At 60.4% G+C, this 21,640-nt stretch carries 19 protein-coding genes; 9 read left to right on the top strand and 10 right to left on the bottom strand.

Features of this window, described 5'->3' with window-relative positions; all coding sequences use genetic code 11:
• Nucleotides 1-182: 182 nt before the first annotated feature.
• Nucleotides 183-890, top strand: a complete 708-nt coding sequence (locus tag AC2CGI_RS15835) for a hypothetical protein (protein WP_021505679.1) — start codon at nucleotides 183-185, stop codon at nucleotides 888-890.
• Between the two features lie 28 nt (nucleotides 891-918).
• Here AC2CGI_RS15835 and AC2CGI_RS15830 read toward each other — a convergent pair whose 3' ends face one another.
• Together AC2CGI_RS15830 and AC2CGI_RS15825 are read right to left on the bottom strand one after the other, a co-directional pair.
• Complete coding sequence (locus AC2CGI_RS15830) at nucleotides 919-1,566, bottom strand: DsbA family protein (RefSeq protein ID WP_076741313.1); 648 nt, start codon at nucleotides 1,564-1,566, stop codon at nucleotides 919-921.
• A gap of 68 nt (nucleotides 1,567-1,634) precedes the next feature.
• Nucleotides 1,635-2,519: an MBL fold metallo-hydrolase gene (locus tag AC2CGI_RS15825; protein WP_004931820.1), complete on the bottom strand. Its 885-nt coding sequence runs from the start codon at nucleotides 2,517-2,519 to the stop codon at nucleotides 1,635-1,637.
• Between the two features lie 108 nt (nucleotides 2,520-2,627).
• Between AC2CGI_RS15825 and AC2CGI_RS15820 the strand changes: the two genes are divergently transcribed.
• Nucleotides 2,628-3,536, top strand: a complete 909-nt coding sequence (locus AC2CGI_RS15820) for a LysR family transcriptional regulator (RefSeq protein WP_015378928.1) — start codon at nucleotides 2,628-2,630, stop codon at nucleotides 3,534-3,536.
• Nucleotides 3,537-3,563: 27 nt separating this feature from the next.
• Here AC2CGI_RS15820 and AC2CGI_RS15815 read toward each other — a convergent pair whose 3' ends face one another.
• A complete protein-coding gene (locus AC2CGI_RS15815; RefSeq protein WP_076741314.1) occupies nucleotides 3,564-4,487 on the bottom strand; it encodes a LysR family transcriptional regulator in 924 nt (307 codons plus the stop codon).
• Between the two features lie 133 nt (nucleotides 4,488-4,620).
• Between AC2CGI_RS15815 and lysA the strand changes: the two genes are divergently transcribed.
• Nucleotides 4,621-5,883, top strand: coding sequence for a diaminopimelate decarboxylase (lysA, locus tag AC2CGI_RS15810; RefSeq protein ID WP_484593959.1), 1,263 nt, complete (start codon nucleotides 4,621-4,623; stop codon nucleotides 5,881-5,883).
• Between the two features lie 27 nt (nucleotides 5,884-5,910).
• Here the strand turns inward: lysA and AC2CGI_RS15805 are convergent, their stop codons facing one another.
• The 3 genes from AC2CGI_RS15805 to galR all read right to left on the bottom strand — a co-directional run bounded on the left by AC2CGI_RS15805 (nucleotide 5,911) and on the right by galR (nucleotide 7,742).
• Entirely contained in the window at nucleotides 5,911-6,213 is a 303-nt protein-coding gene (locus AC2CGI_RS15805; protein WP_004931828.1) for a helix-turn-helix domain-containing protein, read from the bottom strand.
• 5 nt (nucleotides 6,214-6,218) lie between these two features.
• Nucleotides 6,219-6,563: a type II toxin-antitoxin system RelE/ParE family toxin gene (locus tag AC2CGI_RS15800; RefSeq protein WP_004931830.1), complete on the bottom strand. Its 345-nt coding sequence runs from the start codon at nucleotides 6,561-6,563 to the stop codon at nucleotides 6,219-6,221.
• Nucleotides 6,564-6,722: 159 nt separating this feature from the next.
• Nucleotides 6,723-7,742 (bottom strand): HTH-type transcriptional regulator GalR, encoded by a 1,020-nt coding sequence (galR, locus tag AC2CGI_RS15795; protein WP_004931832.1) that lies wholly within the window; start codon nucleotides 7,740-7,742, stop codon nucleotides 6,723-6,725.
• A 221-nt stretch (nucleotides 7,743-7,963) separates the two neighbouring features.
• Here galR and AC2CGI_RS15790 point away from each other — a divergent pair, with 221 nt between their 5' ends.
• The 3 genes from AC2CGI_RS15790 (at nucleotide 7,964) to lplT (ending at nucleotide 13,905) form a co-directional block, all read left to right on the top strand.
• Complete coding sequence (locus tag AC2CGI_RS15790) at nucleotides 7,964-10,222, top strand: molybdopterin guanine dinucleotide-containing S/N-oxide reductase (RefSeq protein WP_044030593.1); 2,259 nt, start codon at nucleotides 7,964-7,966, stop codon at nucleotides 10,220-10,222.
• 345 nt (nucleotides 10,223-10,567) lie between these two features.
• Nucleotides 10,568-12,721 carry a bifunctional acyl-ACP--phospholipid O-acyltransferase/long-chain-fatty-acid--ACP ligase gene (aas, locus tag AC2CGI_RS15785; RefSeq protein WP_076741316.1) on the top strand — a complete coding sequence of 718 codons (2,154 nt, stop codon included), beginning with the start codon at nucleotides 10,568-10,570 and terminating at the stop codon, nucleotides 12,719-12,721.
• Nucleotides 12,721-13,905: a lysophospholipid transporter LplT gene (gene lplT / locus AC2CGI_RS15780; RefSeq protein WP_076741317.1), complete on the top strand. Its 1,185-nt coding sequence runs from the start codon at nucleotides 12,721-12,723 to the stop codon at nucleotides 13,903-13,905. Before aas ends, lplT begins: the two co-directional genes overlap by 1 nt.
• Nucleotides 13,906-13,938: 33 nt before the next feature.
• Here the strand turns inward: lplT and AC2CGI_RS15775 are convergent, their stop codons facing one another.
• The 4 genes from AC2CGI_RS15775 to mutH all read right to left on the bottom strand — a co-directional run bounded on the left by AC2CGI_RS15775 (nucleotide 13,939) and on the right by mutH (nucleotide 17,061).
• Nucleotides 13,939-14,979, bottom strand: coding sequence for an NADP(H)-dependent aldo-keto reductase (locus tag AC2CGI_RS15775; protein ID WP_015378923.1), 1,041 nt, complete (start codon nucleotides 14,977-14,979; stop codon nucleotides 13,939-13,941).
• 205 nt (nucleotides 14,980-15,184) lie between these two features.
• Complete coding sequence (locus tag AC2CGI_RS15770) at nucleotides 15,185-15,403, bottom strand: YgdI/YgdR family lipoprotein (protein ID WP_004931843.1); 219 nt, start codon at nucleotides 15,401-15,403, stop codon at nucleotides 15,185-15,187.
• A gap of 154 nt (nucleotides 15,404-15,557) precedes the next feature.
• Nucleotides 15,558-16,274, bottom strand: coding sequence for a TerC family protein (locus AC2CGI_RS15765; protein WP_004931845.1), 717 nt, complete (start codon nucleotides 16,272-16,274; stop codon nucleotides 15,558-15,560).
• Between the two features lie 100 nt (nucleotides 16,275-16,374).
• A complete protein-coding gene (mutH, locus tag AC2CGI_RS15760; RefSeq protein WP_004931848.1) occupies nucleotides 16,375-17,061 on the bottom strand; it encodes a DNA mismatch repair endonuclease MutH in 687 nt (228 codons plus the stop codon).
• A 696-nt stretch (nucleotides 17,062-17,757) separates the two neighbouring features.
• Here mutH and rppH point away from each other — a divergent pair.
• The 3 genes from rppH to lgt all read left to right on the top strand — a co-directional run bounded on the left by rppH (nucleotide 17,758) and on the right by lgt (nucleotide 21,639).
• The gene (gene rppH / locus AC2CGI_RS15755) at nucleotides 17,758-18,285 is read left to right on the top strand and encodes an RNA pyrophosphohydrolase (RefSeq protein ID WP_004931849.1); all 528 of its coding nucleotides are present in this window, start codon (nucleotides 17,758-17,760) and stop codon (nucleotides 18,283-18,285) included.
• A gap of 12 nt (nucleotides 18,286-18,297) precedes the next feature.
• The gene (ptsP, locus tag AC2CGI_RS15750; protein WP_015378921.1) at nucleotides 18,298-20,544 is read left to right on the top strand and encodes a phosphoenolpyruvate--protein phosphotransferase; all 2,247 of its coding nucleotides are present in this window, start codon (nucleotides 18,298-18,300) and stop codon (nucleotides 20,542-20,544) included.
• 222 nt (nucleotides 20,545-20,766) lie between these two features.
• A complete protein-coding gene (gene lgt, locus AC2CGI_RS15745) occupies nucleotides 20,767-21,639 on the top strand; it encodes a prolipoprotein diacylglyceryl transferase (protein ID WP_015378920.1) in 873 nt (290 codons plus the stop codon).
• The last annotated feature ends 1 nt before the right edge of the window (nucleotide 21,640 follow it).

The following is a 21,640-nucleotide window of genomic DNA, read 5'->3' as shown; positions in this document are numbered from 1 at the left end:
TCGTTCAGCATGGGCCGCGGGCCGGTAACAAACAAACTGCGACTGTAAGCAGTTTTGACCTCGCTAACCGTTTGAAATAAGGCGGCTGAATCGCCAGCGGCGCGTTGGCGGGCGCAATTGCGGCATACTCTCCGGCGCAGGGCGGTTATACTGGCGCCGAATTTTTGCAGAAAGGATAAACGATGAAGGCTTGGTTTCCCCTGTTGCTGACCTGCGGCGTCTTCGCCAGCGCCCGGGCCTGGGCGCACATTGACGAGCCGGACATCGCCGCCGATTGCCAAAAGGTGGCGAGCTACGCCGAACTGGGAAAAAAGGCCTATCAGCGGCAAGATTACGCCAAAGCCGCCGACATCTTTCGCGATCAGGCGGCCTGGAGCGAGTTTTGCGGCCTGAGCGAGCAGGCTGTCGCCACGGCTTACAACAACGTGGCGCTGTCGCTGATGCACGCCGGCGAATTGCTCAAGGCGCAGGCCTATCTGGCGCTGGCGCCGCACGATGACAAATCGCAGCACAACCTGAGCCTGTTGCGCCAACGGCTGGCGCAGCGGCCGCAGCCGCAGGGGCCGGGCGGCGTGTACTGGCAATACGCCGGGCGCGGCGTGTGGAGCGAAGTGGCGGTGAAGCCGCAGGGCGAGCGCTGGTTGATCGATTTCTCCGGCTACGCCATGCCGCAGATGGGGCTGTATTACGGGCCGAACATGGGGGACTTCTCCGCCGAGCTGCCGATCGAACACGGCAAGGCTGTCTACCACCAGCATGAAGCGGAAAGCGCGCAGGTCTGCGACGTGACGATGGAGTTTGGCGAGCAAGCGTTGGAAATGCACACGCGGGGCGATTGCGGGTTCGGTCACAACGTGCGGGCGGAAGGGCGGTTCGTGCGGGTAGAATGACCCGCCCCGACGATCGGGGCGAGCAGGGTTATGCCAGCGCGGCGGCGCCCAGCAGGTTCTTCCAGGCTTCCACATTACCCAGATAGTTGCCGGCTGGCAGCAGATGCAGGCGGCCATCACTATCCTGCAGCGCAAAGGTCGGGAAGCCCTGGCCTTGCACTTTGGCCAGCAACGCCCGGCTTTCCGCGATGTGTTGCGCGGTCGGTGCGCCGCTGTTGAAGCGCATTTCGGCGATAAACGCCGCCGAAGGCAACCCCAGCTCTTTCGCCAACGCCTCCAGCACCGGCGTGTCGGCGATGCGCCGGCCTTCCTGATAGTGCGCCTGCTGAATGCGGTGCAACATATCCAGCCCGCGTCCAGACAGCTTTTCCGCCGCCAGGATAGCGGTGATCGGCGGTTCGGAATCCATCACCGCCGTGGTGTCGCGCAGCAGGCCGTTGAAATAGGCTTCGCCAAAAGGCTGTCCCGTCATCTCGGCGATGCGTTTGTCGTGTGGAATGACGTAGTTGCGCCATTCATCGGTGATTTGGCGGCGGTTGTTACCGGTCATCATGCCGCCAGCGTGCGGCACGATCTTCAGCCCGGGGAGACTTTGAGCCGCTTTCACCAGCGGCGCGGCGCCGTAGCACCAGCCGCACAGCGGATCGAAAATGTAATGCAGAGTGGTTTCGGTCATTTTTACTCCTCGCCTGGCGCGCGGCAAGCCGCCGCGGCGCCAGGGCTGGTTCAATCACTTACGGGCGCTTATTGCGGCCACTTCATCTCGCCTTTCAGCACTTTCGCGCTCAGTTCCAGGCTCGATTCGTCTTTCAGCGTCGGGTAGTGTTTTTTCATCGCTTCAATCAGCGCGGCGGAATCCTTGGCCTTCGGCAGTTCGGCCTCCAGCGTGGTCAGGTATTTCTGGGTAAAGTGCACCGATGCCAGCGTCTGTGCGGCGCCCGGCAGGAAGTGGCCCGGCACGACGACCTGCGGCTTCAGCGCTTCGATGTTTTTCAGCGTCTGCTGCCAGTGCTGGCGCGATTCCACGGTCTGGTTGTCGGCGATCCACGGATGGATATTGTCACCGGCGACCGCGACGCCGCCCACGACCGCTTTCAACGCCGGGATCCACACGAAGGTGCGATCGGGGGTCGGGCCGTTCAGGCCTTTCACTTCCACTTTCTGGCCGTCGATGGTGAAGCTGTCGCCCTGCAGCGGCTGCGGCACGATCACGGTTTTCGGCGCGTTGTCTTTCAGGATCGGGCCCCAATAGGCGACTTTGCCGTCTTTGGTGGCGTTGATGTCCTTGATGGTGCCTGGCGAAGCGATGATTTTCGCCTCCGGGAAAGCGGCCTTAATCACGTCCAGACCGAAATAGAAATCCGGGTCTGAGTGGCTGATATAAACGGTGGTCAGCTTCTTGCCGGTCGCCTTGATCTTTTTCACCAGCTCTTCGGCATCGTTACGCTGGAACTGAGCGTCAATCAGCGCCACTTCGTGTTGGCCGCTGACGATTTCGGAAGACACCGGGAACACGCTTTTCTCGCCCGGGTTATACACTTCCATGGTCAGGGTATCGGCAGCGGTGGCGTAAGTGCTCAGGGTGGCGACGCCGGTGAAGGCCAGAGTTAACAGTGATTTCTTAAACATGGGCAGAGGTCCTTAGGTATCGGTTAATGTTGTAACGATGTTAGGTTGCATAAAGCGATAGAAAAACCGGATAATAAGCAATTATTCATTGCATAAATCGGACTAATCATGGATCGCATTACCGCCGCTGAAGTTTTTGTCACCATCGTCGATCGCGGCAGCATGATCGCCGCCGCGGAAACGCTGGAGATGTCGCGCGCGATGGTCACTCGCTACCTGGCGCAGATGGAGCAATGGGCCGGGGCGCGTTTACTGCACCGCACTACCCGTAAGCTTAGTCTGACCGATGCCGGTGAGCGTACTCTGGAACGTTGCCGACAAATGCTGGCGCTGGCGGGGGAGATCGACCTGGTGGAGGAAGGGCAGAGCGACGAACTGCGCGGCCTGCTGCGCATTACCTGTTCGCAGTCGCTCGGGCAAACGGCGCTGGTGGGGGCGGTCGCTCAGTATCTGAAGCGTCACCCGCAGGTGGCGGTCGATCTGCAGATGAACAACCGGGCGGTGAACCTGGTGGAAGAGCGCATCGATCTGGCGCTGCGCATCACCAACGAGCTGGATCCCAACCTGATCGCCCGTCCGCTGTCCACCTGCGCATCGGTGGTGTGCGCCGCGCCGGCGTATCTGGCGGCACACGGCACCCCGCGCCAACCGCAGGATCTGGCGTTGCACAACTGCCTGACCTACTCCTATTTCGGCAAAAGCCTGTGGCACTTCGATGCTCAGGGGGTGAAATCGGCGGTGGCGGTCAGCGGCAACCTGAGCGCCAACGAGTCGGTGGTGTTGATGGCCGGCACGGTGCAGGGCGCGGGCATTTCCATGCAGCCCTATTATTCGGCGGCCCCGCTGCTGGCCAGCGGCGAACTGGTCGAATTGTTGCCGGATTACCGGCCGCAGTCGATGGGCATCTACGGCATCTACACCTCGCGTCGCCAGATGCCCGCCACCTTGCGCACCATGCTGGACTTTCTGGTGGAGTGGTTCGCCACCGATCCGCAGTGGCAGGCGACGCTGCGCTAAGGTCTCGGCAATATTCCCTGGCCGCTTTCAGCGCCTGACAGCGGCGGCCAGCCGGGCGGAGAAGCGTGCCGCCTGCTGATGCAGATGGTCGACAAAGGCCGTGACCAGCGCCGATGAAGGGCGGTGCAGCGGCCGGATTAGGCTGACGGTGAACGGCACGTCGATGCTGAACGGCCGCACGTGCACGCCGCTGCCGGCATAGTCGAGCGCCGTCAGCGGGTTAACGATCGACACCCCCACGCCGGCTCTCACCATGGCGCACACCGACGCCGCACTGTGCGTTTCCATCACCATGCGGCGCTCGACGCCCTGTTCGCCGAACAGCGCATCCAGCAAGTGACGATAGCTGTCGGTGCTCGACAGGCTGATAAAGTTCTGCCCGGCGAAGTCCTGCGGCGTCAGCTGGTCTTTTACCAGCAGCGGGTGGCCCGTCGGCAGCACGCACACTTCGTTCAACGTCATCAGCGTCACCCGTTCGGTGCCCGCCGGCGTGAGGGTGTTTTCCGTCAGCCCGAGATCGTGGCGCTGGGCAGACAGCCACTCTTCCAGCAGCGGCGACTCTTGCGGGATCACGCTGAAGCTGACTTCCGGATAACGTTCGATAAAGGGCTGGCACACCGCCGGCAGCAGCGATTGGGAGAATACCGGCAGGCACACGATCGACAGCTGCGCCTGCTGAAACTGGCGGATGCCGGCGGCGGCGTTGACGATGCGATCGAGGCCGTAATAGGAGCGCTGTACCTCTTCGAACAGCCGTAACCCTTGCACGGTGGGGGACAAACGCCCGCGCACCCGGTCGAACAGCTGCAGCCGAATCAGCTTTTCAAAGCGCGCCAGCTCGCGGCTGACGGTCGGTTGCGAGGTTTGCAGCAGGGCTGCCGCCTCGGTCAGGTTGCCGGTGGTCATCACCGCCCGAAAGATTTCGATCTGCCGCAAAGAGATACTGTGCATGGCGAGGCCGCTCGACTGTAGAGAAAGCCATATCATAAATGAATAGACTACGGCTAAATAGATATTTTCCACTCGATTCAGCGTGCGGCACTATGGCGTTATCTGCCGTCATTTTCGAATTGGGAATATCGCCATGCCACGCCCGTTGCACGACACCTCCACCGCGTTGAACGCCGCTAACCTGCTGGCCTTGCCGCAGCGTTTCGGTTGCCCGGTCTGGGCCTATGATGCGGACATCATCAGCCAGCGCATCGCTCAGCTGCGCCACTTCGACACCATTCGTTTCGCGCAGAAGGCCTGTTCGAACATTCATATTTTGCGCTTGATGCGCGAGCAGGGTGTGAAGGTGGATTCGGTGTCGCTGGGCGAGATCGAACGGGCGCTGCAGTCCGGTTTTCAACCGGGCGGCGAACCGAACGAGATCGTGTTTACCGCGGACGTGTTGGATCACGCCACGCTGGCGCGCGTCAGCGAATTGAAGATCCCGGTTAACGCCGGTTCCATCGACATGCTGGATCAGCTCGGCCAGGTTTCCGCAGGGCATCCGGTGTGGCTGCGCATTAATCCGGGGTTTGGCCATGGCCACAGCCAGAAAACCAACACCGGCGGCGAGAACAGCAAGCACGGCATCTGGTATGCCGACCTGCCGCAGGCGGTGGAGAAAATTCGCCGCTACGGCCTGAAGCTGATCGGCGTGCATATGCACATCGGTTCCGGGGTCGATTACCAGCATCTGGAGCGGGTCTGCGATGCGATGGTGCAGCAGGTGATCGATCTCGGTCATGACATCAGCGCCATTTCCGCCGGCGGCGGCCTGTCTATCCCGTATCAGTACGGCGAAGAGGCGATCGATACCGAACACTATTTCGGTTTGTGGAACCGGGCGCGTGAACGCATCGCCGCGCATCTGGGGCATCCGGTGCAGCTGGAGATTGAACCCGGACGTTTCCTGATGGCGGAAGCGGGCGTCTTGGTGGCCGAAGTGCGGGCGGTAAAAGACATGGGCAGCCGCCACTTCGTGCTGGTGGACGCCGGTTTTAACGATCTGATGCGCCCGGCGATGTACGGCAGTTACCACCATATTTCGCTGTTGCCGGCCGATGGGCGCGATACCTCGGGGCAAGCGCTGCGCGACACGGTGATCGCCGGGCCGCTGTGCGAATCCGGCGACGTGTTTACCCAGCAGGCGGGCGGCGGCGTGGAAACCCGCGAGCTGCCGCCGGTGCAGATCGGCGATTATCTGGTGTTCCACGACACCGGCGCCTACGGCGCATCGATGTCCTCCAACTACAACAGCCGTCCGCTGTTGCCTGAAGTGCTGTTCGAAAACGGCGAGCCGCGTTTGATCCGCCGCCGCCAAACCATCGAAGAACTGATCGCGCTGGAACTTATCTGATCAGCGGGCGGGCGCCTGGCGCCCGCTTCACAGCGTCATGCGGCGGTGCTGGCCATTGGGCAATTGCACATCCAGCGACAGCGTGCCGCCCATCGCCTCGATATAGCGTTTGAGCGACGACAGTTTGATTTCGCTGCCGCGCTTTTCCAAATTGGCGACGGAGGGTTGGCTGATGCCGAGCCGCTTCGCCAATTCAACCTGAGAAACCGCCAACTCTTCCCTCAGCATCGCCAGCCGCAGCTCGAAAATCTCCTGGTCCGCTTTTTGCCTGGCGGCGGCAACGACGGCGGGATCGAGTTTATCGATCAGTTGGGATAAAGGTTTGGCCATCTGCACTACCTCCGGGTTGCCAGATAATGTGAAAACTCCATGGCGGCGATGGGCAACATGCGCTGGTAAAAGCGTTTGTCGCCGGTTTTATCGCCGCCGCACAGCAATACCGCTTGCCGCTGTGGATCAAAGGCGAAAAACACCCTGAAAGGGCGCCCGCGATGTTGAATGCGCAGCTCCTTCAACTGCCGGACCGCGTCGGAAAAATGCAGCGTATCGGCATGCGGCCGCGCCAATTGCGGACCGAACGTCTGCAATTTGTAGATCGCCGCCAGGATGCTTGTTTGCTGGGCGTTGTTCAGCGCTAAAAACCAGTCGTCAAACCGTTCGACGGTCACCACTTGCCACATGACGCGCTCCAAATATAGTGTTTATGCTATATAGTGTAAAGGTTATTGTGCCAACAATATGTACGAACGCTGGGAGCGGAAAAAATCCAAAAGCGGGAAATGCGGCGGGCTGCGCAATCTGAGCGCATGGGTGACGGCTCACCCATGCGGCGGTGGGAATTACGGCTGTTCGTGTGCGTTGTTGAGGGTGGCGACCGAGTGGCGGCGCACCAGCGTTGGGCTGAACATGTTGGTGATTTCCGGCAGCGGTTGCCGGTTGGCCAGTGCCAGCGCCAGCTCCGCCGCCTGGGTCGCCATCGCCACGATCGGGTAGCGAATGGTGGTCAGGCGCGGCCGAAGATAGCGCGAAATCAGCACGTCGTCGAAACCGATCAGCGAAATTTCCCCCGGTACGTCGACGCTGTTATCGCTCAGCACCGAAAGCGCGCCGGCGGCCATCGGATCGTTGTAGCAGGTAATGGCGGAGAACGAACGGCCGCGGCCGAGCAATTCGGTCATCGCCTGTTCGCCGCCGATTTCGTCCGGTTCGCCATAGGCGATCAGCTTTTCATCCACCGCGATACCGTGTTCCCGCAGCGCGTCGAGATAGCCCTGCAGCCGGTCGGTGGCGTCGGAAATCTGGTGGGTGGAGCAGATGATGGCGATGCGCTGATGCCCTTGCTGGATCAGATGTCGGGTTGCCAGCCAGGCGCCGTAGCGATCGTCGAGCGCCACGCAGCGCGTTTCGAAGCCCGGCAGCGTGCGATTGATCAGCACCATGCCCGGGATCTGTTGCATCCAGCCGCAAAGTTCCTGATCGCTCAGCCTTTTGGCGTGCACAACCAGCGCTTCGCAGCGGTGCCGCACCAGCTGTTCAATCGCCTGACGCTCTTTTTCGGCGTCGTGGTAACCGTTGCCAATCAGCAGAAAATTGTGGGTGGCGTAGGCCACCTGCTCGACCGCTTTGACCATCGCGCCGAAGAAGGGATCGGAAACGTCGGAGACGATCAGCCCCAGCGTCTCGGTGGATTGCTGCGCCAGCGCCCGAGCGTTGGCGTTAGGGTGATACTGCAGCTGTTCCATCGCGGCCTGCACTGCGGTGCGCGACCCTTCGCTGGCCTTGGGGGAATTGTTTATCACGCGGGATACCGTGGCCACGGAAACCCCCGCCAGCCTGGCAACATCCTTTATCGTAGCCATATCAGTCAACACATCCTGGGTAATCGCTTACATCCCCCAGTTTTGCGGAAAAAAACCGGGGCTGCAAGCGGTCTCGTGCGCAACTTGTGGCGGCGGTTGCAGAATCTCTTCGAGTCTGTACGCATAACCAACTGCTACCGAACGATAGCGCAATTTGTACGTTGGCACCGGCGGTGGGCTTGAGGTAACGTCTGTGCATTCCGATTTGCGCCGAGAACGCCATGTCCATTAAACGCTATCCGCAGCTCGCCCATTGGGGCGCTTATACCGCCGTGGTTGAAGACGGCCGGCTTATCCGTTGTGAACCCTTCGTCGACGATCCCGACCCTTCGCCGCTGCTCGATTCCATCGCGCCGATGGTTTACTCCGACAAACGCATTCGCAAGCCGGCGGTGCGCCGCTCGTGGCTGCAAAAGCGCGAGGGCAGCGACCGTACGCTGCGCGGCAGGGAAGATTTCGTCGAGGTGGACTGGGAATTGGCGCTCGATTTGGTGGCGCAGGAGAATCGCCGGGTGCGCGAGCGCTACGGCGCCTCCGGGTTGTTTACCGGCTCTTATGGCTGGTCGTCGGCCGGGCGGTTGCACCATGCCCGCTCGCTGGTGCGGCGATTCTATTTCAGCGGCGGCGGTGGGGTCGATCAGCAGGGCAACTACAGCTGGGGCGCAGCGCAGTTCTTTCTGCCGTATGTGATCGGCACTTTCTCGCCGTTGACCGGGCGCGTCACCAGTTGGCCGAGCGTGGTGGAGCATTGCGAGCTGTTTGTGGCGTTTGGTGGGTTGGCGCTGAAAAACGCTCAGGTCTCTTCCGGCGGCGCGGCGGAACATGCGCTCAAGCCCTGGCTGCAAAAGCTGGCGCGCAAGGGTACGCCGGTGGTCAACATCAGCCCGATGCGCGATGATTGCCCCGAGTTCGTCAATGCGGAATGGATCCCGATCCGGCCGAATACCGACGTGGCGCTGATGCTGGCGCTGGCTTACGAAATCCAGCGGCTGGGCGCGCAGGATGAAGCCTTCCTGCACAGCCACTGCGTGGGTTATCAACAGTTGGCGGATTACCTGAACGGCGTGAGCGACGGCGTGGCGAAAACGCCGGCCTGGGCCAGCGCCATCACCGGCATTCCGACGGCGCGCATAGCGCTGCTGGCGCGGCAGCTGATCGGCGTGCGCAGTTTTATCACCTGTTCCTACTCTGTGCAGCGCGCGCATCGTGGCGAGCAACCGTACTGGATGATGATCGCGCTGTCGTCGATGCTGGGTCAGGTGGGGCTGCCGGGCGGCGGTTTTTCGTTCGGCCACGGCTCAATGAACGGCGTCGGCAACCCGCGCGTGGATACCCCCGCGCCGACCATGCCGGTAGGGGATAACCCGGCCGGGCTGGCGATCCCGGTGGCGCGCATCTGCGACATGCTGCTGCACCCCGGCGAAGCCTATCAATTTTGCGGCGAGACGCGGCATTATCCGGATATCCATCTGGTGCACTGGGCCGGCGGCAACCCGTTCCATCACCATCAGCAGTTGAACCGACTGGTGGAAGGTTGGCAGAAGCCGGATACGGTGATCGTCCAAGATATCTGGTGGACGGCGGCAGCCAAAATGGCGGATATCGTGTTGCCGGTCACCAGTTCGCTGGAACGCAACGACATCGGCGGCTCGTCGCGCGATCGCTACGTGTTGGCGATGCATCAGGCCATTTCGCCGCAGCATCAGGCGCGCAACGATTTCGATATCTTCGCCGATCTGGCGGAGCGTCTCGGTTATCGCGAGCGCTTTACCGAAAACCGCGATGAGCGCGCCTGGATCGAAGCTATCTATCGGCAATGCGGCGCGGCGCAGCAGCGCGCCGGCGTCGCCTGGCCCGAGTTTGAGGCGTTCTGGCAACGGGGCTATGTCGAGCTGCCCGCGCCGGCCAAAGAGTTTGTATTTTTTGACGCGTTTCGCGCCGATCCCCAGGTTAACCCGCTGCAAACGCCCAGCGGCAAGATCGAATTGTTCAGCGAGCGGATCGCCGGCTATCGCTACGAAGATTTCGCTCCGCATCCGCAGTGGCGGCCGCCGGTGGAGTGGCTGGGTGCGCCGCAGGCCAAAAACTGGCCGCTGCACCTGATCTCCATTCAGCCGAGCGATCGCCTGCATAGCCAGATGGATCCGGCGCCGCTGGCGCAGGGCAACAAGACCGCCGGGCGCGAAACCCTGTATATGCATCCGGACGATGCGGAGCCGCGCGGCGTGGCGGACGGCGCCGAAGTGCTGGTCAGCAATGCGCGCGGCAGCTGTCTGGCGGGGGTATCGCTCACCGATGGCGTGACGCGCGGCGTGGTGTTGATGGCGACCGGTGCCTGGTTCGAGCCGGGTTTCGACGCGCAGCGCCGGCCGGTCGAGCAGGCGGGCAACCCGAACGTGCTGACGCTGGATATCGGCACCTCGCCGCTGACGCAGGGGCCGAACGCCATGAGCTGCCTGGTCGAGGTCAGCGCGCGATGAGTGAAGATTTCACGTCTGGGTCACTGGCTCGTCGTTGTTATATTTATTTTTTCGTCGCTGCGGGAAGGTTTAAGTTTCATTGAGTTATTACAGCAGATCGCGGGAAATTTACAGCTGGTTGCATTTGGAGCAGAACTCTTGCGATTCGGCGGTAGTTTCCTGCATGCCATCTCTCTAGAGTAGGTGATCCCAGAGGTATTGATTGGTGAGAAATCAGCATACTCTGTATGTTGAAGCCATTTTCAATTGCACCAACCTACGCGGATGCGTAGGTTTTTTTTTGCCTGCCATATAGTATTCTTTTCCCTACAACGATTTACGCCTCCATGGCCAAGGGAGAAGGGCATGATCTTTTCACTGCTGCGCGCGCTGTTTCGCCTGTTGTTTCGGGTACGGGTCGAAGGGGACGTCCAGCACTTCGAACGGCAAAAATTACTGATTACGCCGAACCACGTCTCTTTCCTCGACGGCGTACTGCTGGCGCTGTTCCTGCCGATAAAACCGGTGTTTGCGGTCTATGCCAGCATCGGCGAGAGCTGGTTTATGCGCTGGCTGCGGCCTTACATCGATTTCGTCTCGCTCGATCCCACCAAGCCGATGGCCATCAAGCAACTGGTGCGCATGGTCGAACAGGGGCGGCCGATCGTGGTGTTCCCTGAAGGGCGCATCACCGTAACCGGCGCGCTGATGAAAATCTACGACGGCGCGGCGTTTATCGCCGCCAAATCGGGCGCCACCGTGGTGCCGGTGCGGATCGACGGCCCCGAATTCAGCCCGTTCGGCCGCATGGCCGGGGTGTTCAAGATCCGCTGGTTTCCGCAAATCAGCATCCGCATCTTGCCGCCGACCACGCTGCCGATGCCGGAGGCTCCGCGTGCGCGCGAGCGGCGGGCGCTGGCGGGCGATCGGCTGATGCAGATCATGATGCGGGCGCGCATGGAGACGCGCGAACCGCAGACGCTGTTCCATGCCTTGCTGGCGGCGCAGCAGCGCTATGGGCACCGCAAGCCCTGTATCGAAGACATCGCTTTCAAAGAGGACAGCTACCAAACGCTGATCAAGAAATCGCTGGGCGTCAGCCGCATTCTGCAGCGCTTTACCGCCGAAGGGGAGCACGTCGGGCTGCTGTTGCCCAACGCCACCATCACCGCGGCGGCGATCTTCGGCGCTTCGCTGCGCAACCGCATTCCGGCGATGCTCAACTACACCGCCGGCGCCAACGGCCTGAACAGCGCGATGACCGCCGCCGGCATCAAGACCATCGTCACCTCGCGCCAGTTCCTGGAGAAGGGCAAGCTGACCCATCTGCCGGAGCAGGTGACGCAGGCCAACTGGGTGTATCTGGAGGATCTGAAAGACACCGTTACGCTGGCGGACAAGCTGTGGATCCTGCGGCAATTGCTGCAACCGCAGCGCGCGATGTTGCCGCAACGCCCGGAGGACGCGGCGCTGATCTTGTTCACTTCCGGTTCCGAAGGCCACCCCAAGGGCGTGGTGCATTCGCATGCCAGCCTGCTGGCCAACGTAGAACAAATCCGCACCATCGCCGATTTCACGCCGCGCGACCGCTTCATGTCGTCACTGCCGCTGTTCCACTCGTTCGGCCTGACGGTGGGGCTGCTGACGCCGCTTCTCACCGGCAGCCGCATTTTCCTCTACCCCAGCCCGCTGCACTATCGCGTGGTGCCGGAGTTGGTGTATGACCGTAACTGCACGGTGCTGTTTGGCACGGCGACCTTCCTCAACAACTATGCGCGCTTCGCGCATCCGTATGATTTCGCCCGCTTGCGCTATGTGGTGGCCGGCGCGGAGAAACTGGCGGACAGCACCAAACAGATCTATCAGGATAAATACGGCATCCGCATTCTGGAAGGCTATGGCGTGACCGAGTGCGCGCCGGTGGTGTCGATCAACGTGCCGCTGGCGACCAAGGTGGGCACCGTTGGCCGTATCATGCCGCAGATGGAGGCGCGTTTGATCGCGGTGCCGGGCATCGATAACGGTGGCCGCCTGCAGCTGAAGGGGCCGAATATCATGAAAGGCTACCTGCGGGTTGAACGTCCCGGTGAGCTGGAACCGCCGGCGGCGGAAGATGCGAACGGTGTGCTGCAGCCGGGTTGGTATGATACCGGCGATATCGTCAGCCTGGATGAGCAGGGTTACTGCACCATTCGCGGACGCGTGAAGCGCTTCGCCAAGCTGGCGGGCGAGATGGTGTCGCTGGAGAGCGTCGAACTGCTGGCGCAACGGCTGTCGCCGGAAAAACTGCATGCCGCCACGGTCAAAAGCGACAGCAGCAAAGGCGAGGCGCTGGTGCTGTTCACCACCGATCCCGCCATTACCCGCGAGGCATTGCTGCGGGTGGCGCGCGAGCTGGGCAGCCCGGAGCTGGCGGTGCCGCGCGATATTCGCCTGTTGAAAACGCTGCCGGTGCTCGGCAGCGGCAAACCTGATTTCGTCACCTTGCGTCATATGGCCGAACAGCCGGAGAGTGCCTGATGAATCCTTCGACCGAATCCCCTTTGTTGTCACGCGGCATGATCGCGGTGATCAGCGCGCAGTTCCTCTCGGCGTTCGGCGACAATGCGTTGCTGTTCGCCACGCTGGCGCTGATCAAGCAGCAGCTGTATCCGGACTGGAGCCAGCCGATCCTGCAGATGGCCTTCGTCGCCACCTACATCATCCTGGCACCGTTTGTCGGCCAGGTGGCCGACAGCTTCGCCAAAGGGCGGGTGATGATGTTCGCCAACGCGCTGAAGCTGGCGGGGGCATTGGTGATCTGTTTTGGGGGGAACCCGTTTCTGGGTTACAGCCTGGTCGGCGTGGGGGCCGCCGCGTATTCTCCGGCCAAATACGGCATTCTGGGCGAGATCACCAGCGGCGAGAAGCTGGTCAAGGCTAACGGCCTGATGGAGGCCTCGACCATCGCCGCCATTCTGACCGGTTCGGTGGCCGGCGGTATTCTGGCGGACTGGCACGTGGTCGCGGCGCTGGCGGCCTGCGCGTTGGTTTACGCGGGGGCGGTGGTCGCCAACCTGTATATTCCACGTCTGGCGGCGGCACGCCCAGGGGCTTCATGGCGGCCGCGGGCCATGACGAACAGTTTCTTTACCGCCTGCGTCACATTATGGCGCGATGGACAGACGCGTTTCTCATTGATTGGCACCAGCCTGTTTTGGGGGGCCGGCGTGACGCTGCGTTTTCTGTTGGTGCTGTGGGTGCCGGTGGCGCTTGGCATCGCCGATAACGCCACGCCGACGCTGCTGAACGCCATGGTGGCCGTCGGCATCGTGGTGGGCGCCGGCGCCGCCGCGCGCTTCGTCACGCTGAAGACGGTGAAACGCTGCATGCCGGCCGGGATCCTGATCGGCATCGCGGTCGCGGTGTTTGCGCTGCAAACGACCATGCTCAATGCCTACGTCTTGCTGGCGCTCATCGGCATGCTGGGGGGCTTCTTCGTCGTGCCGCTCAATGCGTTGCTGCAGGAGCGGGGCAAACATTCGGTCGGCGCCGGTAATGCGATCGCAGTGCAAAACCTGGGTGAAAACGCCGCCATGTTGCTGATGCTGGGCCTGTATTCTTTGGTCGTGAAGCTGGGCGTGCCGGTGGTGGGCGTCGGCGTAGGGTTTGGCGTGGTGTTTGCGCTGGCGATTAGCGCATTGTGGTGGTCTCAGCGGCGGTGAAACGGGGCGCAGCCAGGCTGCGCCCTCAGGCTATCAAGGCGCCGGAATGGTAAACCGGGTGTGGATTTCTTCGAGCGCCTGCAGCACGTCCTCATCCAGAATCACGTCGAGGCTGTCGAGGTTGATTTTCAACTGATCCACCGAGGTGGCGCCCAGCAGAGTGCTGGCGACGAATGGCTGCTGACGCACGAAGGCCAAGGCCATCTGCGAAGGATCCAGCCCGTGTTTTTTGGCCAGCGCCACGTATTCGGCGATCGCCAACTGGGTTTGCTGCCCTGAATAACGGTTGAAACGGGTGAACAGCGTATTGCGCGCGCCGGCCGGTTTTGCGCCGTTGAGGTATTTACCGCTCAGGGTGCCGAACGCCAGGCTGGAATAGGCCAGCAGTTCCACCCCTTCGTGCTGGCTGATCTCGGCCAGGCCAATCTCAAAGCTGCGGTTCAGCAGGCTGTACGGGTTTTGAATCGACACGATGCGCGGCAGCTCATGTTTCTCCGCCAGCTGCAGGTAGCGCATCACGCCCCAGGGCGTTTCATTGGAAACCCCGATATAGCGGATCTTGCCGGCGCGCACCTGCTCGGTCAGCGCTTCCAGCGTTTCCAACAGCGTGACCGTAGCTTTGTCCTCGGTGTATTGATAGTTGAGTTTGCCAAAGCAGTTGGTAGCACGCTGCGGCCAGTGCAATTGATAAAGATCGAGATAATCGGTGTTCAGCCGCTTGAGGCTGGCGTCGAGCGCGGCGCGGATGTTTTTGCGATCCAGCGCCTGCTGCGGACGGATGCTGCTGTCGGTGCCGCGTACCGGGCCCGAAACTTTGCTGGCCAGGACGATTTTTTCGCGATTGCCGCGCGCCTTGATCCAACTGCCGATATAGCTCTCGGTCAGGCCCTGGGTTTCCGGGCGAGGCGGCACCGGGTACAGTTCGGCGGTGTCTATCAGGTTCACGCCTGCGGCCAATGCATAGTCCAGTTGCGCATGGGCGTCGGCTTCGCTGTTCTGTTCGCCAAAGGTCATGGTGCCCAGTCCCAGCACGCTCACTTCTAAAGAACTGTGGGGAATACGGTGGTATTGCATTAACGGCCTTCCTTTCTTGTTAGCGCTGACGGGCCGCGCGGCCCGGTGAAACAGGAGCCCAATTCAGAAGACGGCGCAAAGTCCGTCGGGCGGCGATGTCGCCTTTCCTGACTATAACCAAGCGGTGAAGATGGGGGAAGCGGATTCAGTGCGGAGACGAATGAGGGCTACCGCGCTTGAACGGGCGATAGCCGGCGAGCGGTGATTAGCGTTCGATAACCTGGGAAACCTGATCGCCGTTGATCTGGCGGTGGTTGCCTTTCTCGTCTTTATAACTGATGAGTCCGGTGTCTTCGTCGATCTCTGGTTTGCCTTGCGTCAGGATCATGTTGCCGTCTTTGGTCGCCATGACGTAGTCGCTGGAACATCCCGCCAAACCGGCCGCCATCACCAGCGCAGACACTGCCATTACCCACTTTTTCATCCTGCGGATCCTCGATTATGCAAAAACAATATTCTTTCAAGATTAGCAAACTCTTGGCCGGGGACGTCTCAGATAAGTCTTTATCTGATAAGAAAAACTGAAATGAGGGGGCAACGAAACGGCGGAAGCCGCCGATGGCGGCCTCCGCGCAGGGTTATTCCGGCGAACGATTTTTCTTGCTGCGCATCAGATTGAGCGCTTCTACCGACATGGAGAAGAACATGGCGAAGTAGATGTAGCCTTTCGGCACGTGCACCTGGAAGCTTTCCAGCATCAGCGTGAAGCCCACCAGGATCAGGAACGCCAGCGCCAGCATTTTCACCGACGGATGGCGGTTGACGAATTCGCCGATCGGCCGGGCGGCGAACATCATCACGCCGACGGCAATCACCACCGCCGCCATCATGATGAACAGGTGATCGGAAAGGCCCACGGCGGTAATCACCGAATCCAGACTGAAGATGATATCCAACAGCATGATCTGTACGATCGCGCCGAAGAAGCTGTGCACCTTGGTGTGGTGCTCTTCTTCCGACCCTTCGATGGTTTCGTGGATCTCTTTGCTGGCTTTCCAGATCAGGAACAGTCCCCCCAGCAGCAGGATCAGATCGCGGGCGGAAATGGCGTGATCCAGCACGGTGAACAGCGGGTGCGTCAAGCGGATCACCCAGGCGATGGAGGCCAGCAGCGCCAGGCGCATCAGCATGGCGGCGGCCAAGCCCATTCGGCGAGCTTTGTTCTGTTGCGCTTTGGGCAGCTTCGCCACCACCAGCGACAGAAAAATGATGTTATCAATACCCAGTACGATCTCAAGAATGGTTAGCGTACCTAACGCTAACCAGGCATTGGGATCCATAATCCATTCGAACATTGCCCGACACACCTTAATACTTAATAAATGCAAAGCGTGAATTATACGCGTTTATCGTGGCGCTGACAGGGCTAGCTAAACCAGAGTTAAACGAAATCGCTTAGATTGAGAAATGTCTTGCCAGCAGCGCGCCGGTAAAACCCTTTTTCAGATAGAAACCGCGCGGCAGCGTCATGATAGGTTGCCCCTGTTCGCCGATGGCTTCGGTGAGCGCCTTGTTGTTGGCCGCTTTGGGGCGCAGTTGCAGCACTTCGCCGTGGCGTGCGGTGATGCGTTCTACGTGACCGAGCACAATCAGATCCATCAGCTCTTCCCAATCGCGGCGCAGCATCTCTTCTTCAGCAAGGCTCGGGCTCCACAGCAGCGGCGAACCGACGCGGCGCTGCGCCAGAGGGATTTGCCGTTCGCCCTCTACCGGTATCCACAACACGCGCGCCAGCTTGTGGCGAACGTGGCTGCTGGCCCAGGTGACGCCGCTGTTGCCGGTGAGCGGGGCGACGCAGACGAAAGTGGTCTCCAGTGGTTTGCCGGCGGCGTCGACAGGAATGGTTTTCAGCTCAATGCCCAGCTCAGGAAAATCCTGTTCCGGTTTACTGCCGGCCATGGCGCCGAGGTACAGCTCCAGCAGCATGCCCACCCAGCCTTTATCGCGTTTCAGATCCTTGGGGATCGGCAACTGCGCGCGGGCGGCCAGTTCGCCAAAACTGAAGCCGGCCAGCGCCTGAGCGCGCTCGAACAGCTGCCGTTCATTTTCCGGCGGGGGCGGCAGAGGGGATAAAAACGCCATAAATCAAGCCTGTCGAATTTGGTTGAAAAACGTACTGCATAGATACACGGGAAACGCTAACCCCAGTCGCCTGGGGAAAAGAATAATAGTAGCATGATTTTACATGACTTTTTTTCTTTCCTTGCGCGGGCGACAATGCACTTGCGGGGCTTGTTCACCTGAAGCCACCGACAATAAACAGGATCTTACACCTATTTATCCACAGATTTATGGGATAACCCAAATTTTTACCGATCACTGGTTCAATTTACAGCCTTGACTCAGGCGGATTTTTACGAATTTGTCCGTTTTGTGCGTAACTTGCCCGGATAATCTGTGGATAAAAACGGCGTTGGTGGATCTTTCGCCAGGGTAAGATCCTTACCGTGCATAGATCACATTTTTGCCCTGTAAATCACTGTGGGATATTGGTTAACTTTATGTTTTTAAGCTTAATATTTGTTTTTAGGTATGAGGGGGGATTTTAGGGGGCGAGAGTTTTACCGGCTTATCCCTCGAGTTCTGCACACACCTATCCACAGAAAAAGTGAATAAAACCGGTCTGAAAGGCTGGGGTATGTTTATAACTTTGCCTATATCTGTGAGTTATCCCAATGTTATCCGGCCCGCAGCGCCGTAAAGCAGTGGTTTACCGCCTGTAGCTTGTGTGAAACAATCAGGACATCTATGCGAATTTAAGCTTATCGAGGTAGTCCGGTGATCGATGATGATGGCTACCGCCCGAATGTTGGTATCGTAATCTGTAATCGTCAGGGGCAGGTCCTATGGGCCCGCCGTTACGGTCAGCACTCCTGGCAGTTTCCCCAAGGTGGGATTAACCCTGGCGAAACTGCGGAGCAGGCGATGTACCGTGAGCTGTTCGAAGAAGTGGGGCTGAGTAAAAAGGATGTGCGCATCCTGGCTTCGACCCGCAACTGGTTGCGCTATAAATTGCCGAAACGTTTGGTGCGTTGGGACACAAAGCCGGTTTGTATCGGCCAAAAGCAAAAATGGTTTTTGTTGCAGCTACTGTGCAATGACGCTGATATCAATATGCAGCGCAGCAGCACGCCGGAGTTCGACGGTTGGCGCTGGGTGAGCTTCTGGTATCCGGTGCGCCAGGTGGTGTCGTTCAAACGCGACGTCTACCGCCGGGTGATGAAAGAATTCGCCGTGACCGTGATGCCGATGCAAGAGCAGGCGGCGCCGCGGCAGGCCCCCGCTTATCGCCGAAAGAGAGGTTAAGTTAAGCCGACTATGCTCACGCGCTTGCGAGAAATTGTAGAGAAGGTGGCCGCGGCGGCCAGTCTGACGGATGCGCTGGATCTGCTGGTCAATGAAACCTGTCTGGCGATGGACACCGAAGTGTGTTCCATCTACCTGGCGGACAACGATCGCCGCTGTTACTACCTGATGGCCACGCGCGGGCTGAAAAAGCCGCGTGGGCGCACTATCGCATTGGCGTTTGACGAGGGCGTCGTCGGGTTGGTCGGCCGCCGAGCCGAGCCTATCAACCTGGCCGATGCCCAAAGCCACCCCAGTTTTAAATACGTTCCGCAGGTGAAAGAGGATCGTTTCCGATCCTTCCTCGGGGTGCCGATCATTCATCGGCGCCAACTGCTGGGGGTGCTGGTGGTGCAGCAGCGCGAGCTGCGCCAGTTCGATGAAAGCGAAGAGTCTTTCATGGTCACCCTGGCCACGCAGATGGCCGGGATCCTGTCACAGTCGCAGCTCAACGCCATTTTCGGTCAGTATCGCCAAACGCGCGTGCGCGCGCTGGCGGCCTCGCCCGGCGTGGCGGTGGCGGAAGGGTGGCAGGACAGCAGCCAGCCTTCGCTCGATCAGGTTTACCGCGCGTCGACGCTGGACACCGCCAGCGAGCGCGAGCGCCTGACGCTGGCGCTGGAAGAGGCCGGCGCGGAGTTTCGCCGTTTCAGCAAGCGTTTTGCCGCCAGCTCGCAAAAAGAGAGCGCGGCGATCTTCGATCTTTATTCTCACCTGTTAAACGACGCTCGCCTCAAGCGCGAACTGTTCGCCGAAATCGACAACGGTTCGGTGGCGGAGTGGGCGGTGAAGCAGGTGATAGAAGCCTTTGCCGAACAATTCGCCAAACTGCAGGACACCTATATGCGCGAGCGCGGCAGCGACCTGCGCGCGCTGGGCCAACGCCTGCTGTTCCACCTCGACGACACCACCCAGGGCGCCACCCAGTGGCCGGCGCGTTTTGTGCTGGTGGCAGATGAGCTGACCGCGACATTGCTGGCCGAAGTGCCGCAGGATCGCCTGGTCGGCGTGGTGGTGCGCGACGGCGCCGCCAACTCGCATGCGGCGATTTTGGTGCGTGCGATGGGCGTGCCGACGGTGATGGGCGCCGACATCCAGCCTTCTCTGCTCAGCCAGCGGTTGCTGATCGTCGACGGTTATCGCGGTGAACTGCTGGTCGATCCTGAGCCGGTGTTGGTGCAGGAATACCAACGGCTGATCAGCGAAGAGCTGGAGTTGAGCAAGCTGGCGGAAGACGACGTCGAGCAGCCGGCGCAGTTGAAAAGCGGCGAACGCGTTCAGGTGATGCTGAACGCCGGCCTCAGCCCGGAACATGAACAGCTGTTGGGCGGCCGAGTGGATGGCGTGGGGTTGTACCGCACCGAAATCCCGTTCATGTTGCAAAGCGGTTTCCCGTCCGAAGAAGAACAGGTCGCGCAGTATCAAGGCATGCTGCAGCTCTATCCGAGCAAGCCGGTTACGCTGCGCACCCTGGATATCGGCGCCGACAAGCAACTGCCCTATATGCCGATCAGCGAAGAAAACCCTTGCCTGGGGTGGCGCGGCATCCGCATCACTCTGGATCAGCCGGAGATTTTTTTGATACAGGTGCGCGCTATGCTGCGCGCCAATGCCGGCACCGGCAACCTGGGCATTTTGCTGCCGATGGTCACCAGCCTGGAAGAGGTCGATGAGGCCAAGCGCTTGATTGACCGCGCCGGGCGCGAGGTGGAAGAGGTGCTTGGCTACGCGATCCCGAAACCGAAAATCGGCGTGATGCTGGAAGTGCCGTCGATGATTTTCCTGATCCCGCATTTGGCCGGGCGCGTCGACTTCATCTCGGTCGGCACCAACGATTTGACCCAGTACCTGCTGGCGGTGGATCGCAACAACACGCGGGTAGCCTCGCTTTACGACAGCCTGCATCCCGCGATGCTGCAGGTGCTGAAGCTGATCGCCGAACAGGGGAAAGCAGCCGGGCTGCAGCTTAGCCTGTGCGGTGAGTTGGCCGGCGATCCCATGGGCGCGCTGTTGTTGGTGGGCATGGGCTATCGCAATCTGAGCATGAATGGCCGCAGCGTGGCGCGCATCAAATACCTGCTGCGACATATCGACCTGGCCGACGCGGAAGTGTTGGCGCACCGGGTGTTGAACACCCAGATGACCACCGAAGTGCGCCATCTGGTGGCGGCGTTTATGGAGCGGCGCGGCATGGGCGGGCTGATCCGCGGGGGCCGATAACCGCCGCGCGGTGTGATTTTTTTACAGAACTTTTCCCGCGCTGCCGGCCCGGACCGCGCTAAGCCTATGTTATGATGCGCAACCTCAGCGCGACGCATGTTCGTCGTCTTGCAAACCGCAGCGGTCAACGCTGCCGTTTGAAAGGCGTGTGACAACCTGCGCCGACGTTTGGCACCTGCCGCCCCCGCATGGGGAAAAATAACAGACATGTTGTGGTGATAGATGAGCAATAGCTATCTGGCGTTTCCTAAATTTGATCCGGTCATTTTCTCCATTGGCCCGGTTTCTTTGCATTGGTACGGCCTGATGTATCTGGTCGGCTTCGTTTTTGCCATGTGGCTGGCGGTGCGCCGCGCCAACAAGCCGGGCAGCGGCTGGACCAAAGACGAAGTGGAAAACCTGCTCTACGCCGGTTTCCTGGGCGTATTCGTCGGTGGCCGCGTGGGCTATGTGCTGTTCTACAACCTGCCGCTGTTCCTGGATAATCCGCTCTATCTGTTTAAAGTCTGGGATGGCGGCATGTCGTTCCACGGCGGATTGATGGGGGTGATTCTGGTGATGTTCTGGTTCGCTCGCCGCACCAAACGCACCTTCTTCCAGGTTTCCGATTTTATCGCGCCATTGATCCCGTTCGGTTTGGGCGCCGGCCGCCTCGGCAACTTCATCAACGGTGAACTGTGGGGCCGCGTGACCACCGACACCCCTTGGGCGATGCTGTTCCCAAGCTCGCGCAGCGAAGACGTGGCGCTCGCCGCCGCCGACCCTTCTCTGCTGCCGCTGCTGAATCAGTACGGCGTGCTGCCGCGTCACCCGTCCCAGCTGTATGAACTGCTGCTTGAAGGCGTGGTGCTGTTTATCATTCTGAACCTGTTCATCCGCAAGCCGCGGCCGATGGGTGCCGTATCGGGCCTGTTCCTGATCGGTTATGGCGCATTCCGCATCATCGTTGAAGCGTTCCGCCAGCCGGATGCCCAGCTTGGCCTGTTCGACGGCGTGATCAGCATGGGGCAGATCCTGTCCATCCCGATGGTGGTGGCCGGTGTTATTATGATGATTTGGGCGTACCGTCGTCGCCCGCAGCAACAACTGTCGTGAG

Source organism: Serratia sp. LSHTC3 (genome assembly GCF_057197125.1).
Note: the sequence above shows the minus strand (reverse complement) of the source record. Positions and strands in the feature narration are given on the sequence as shown.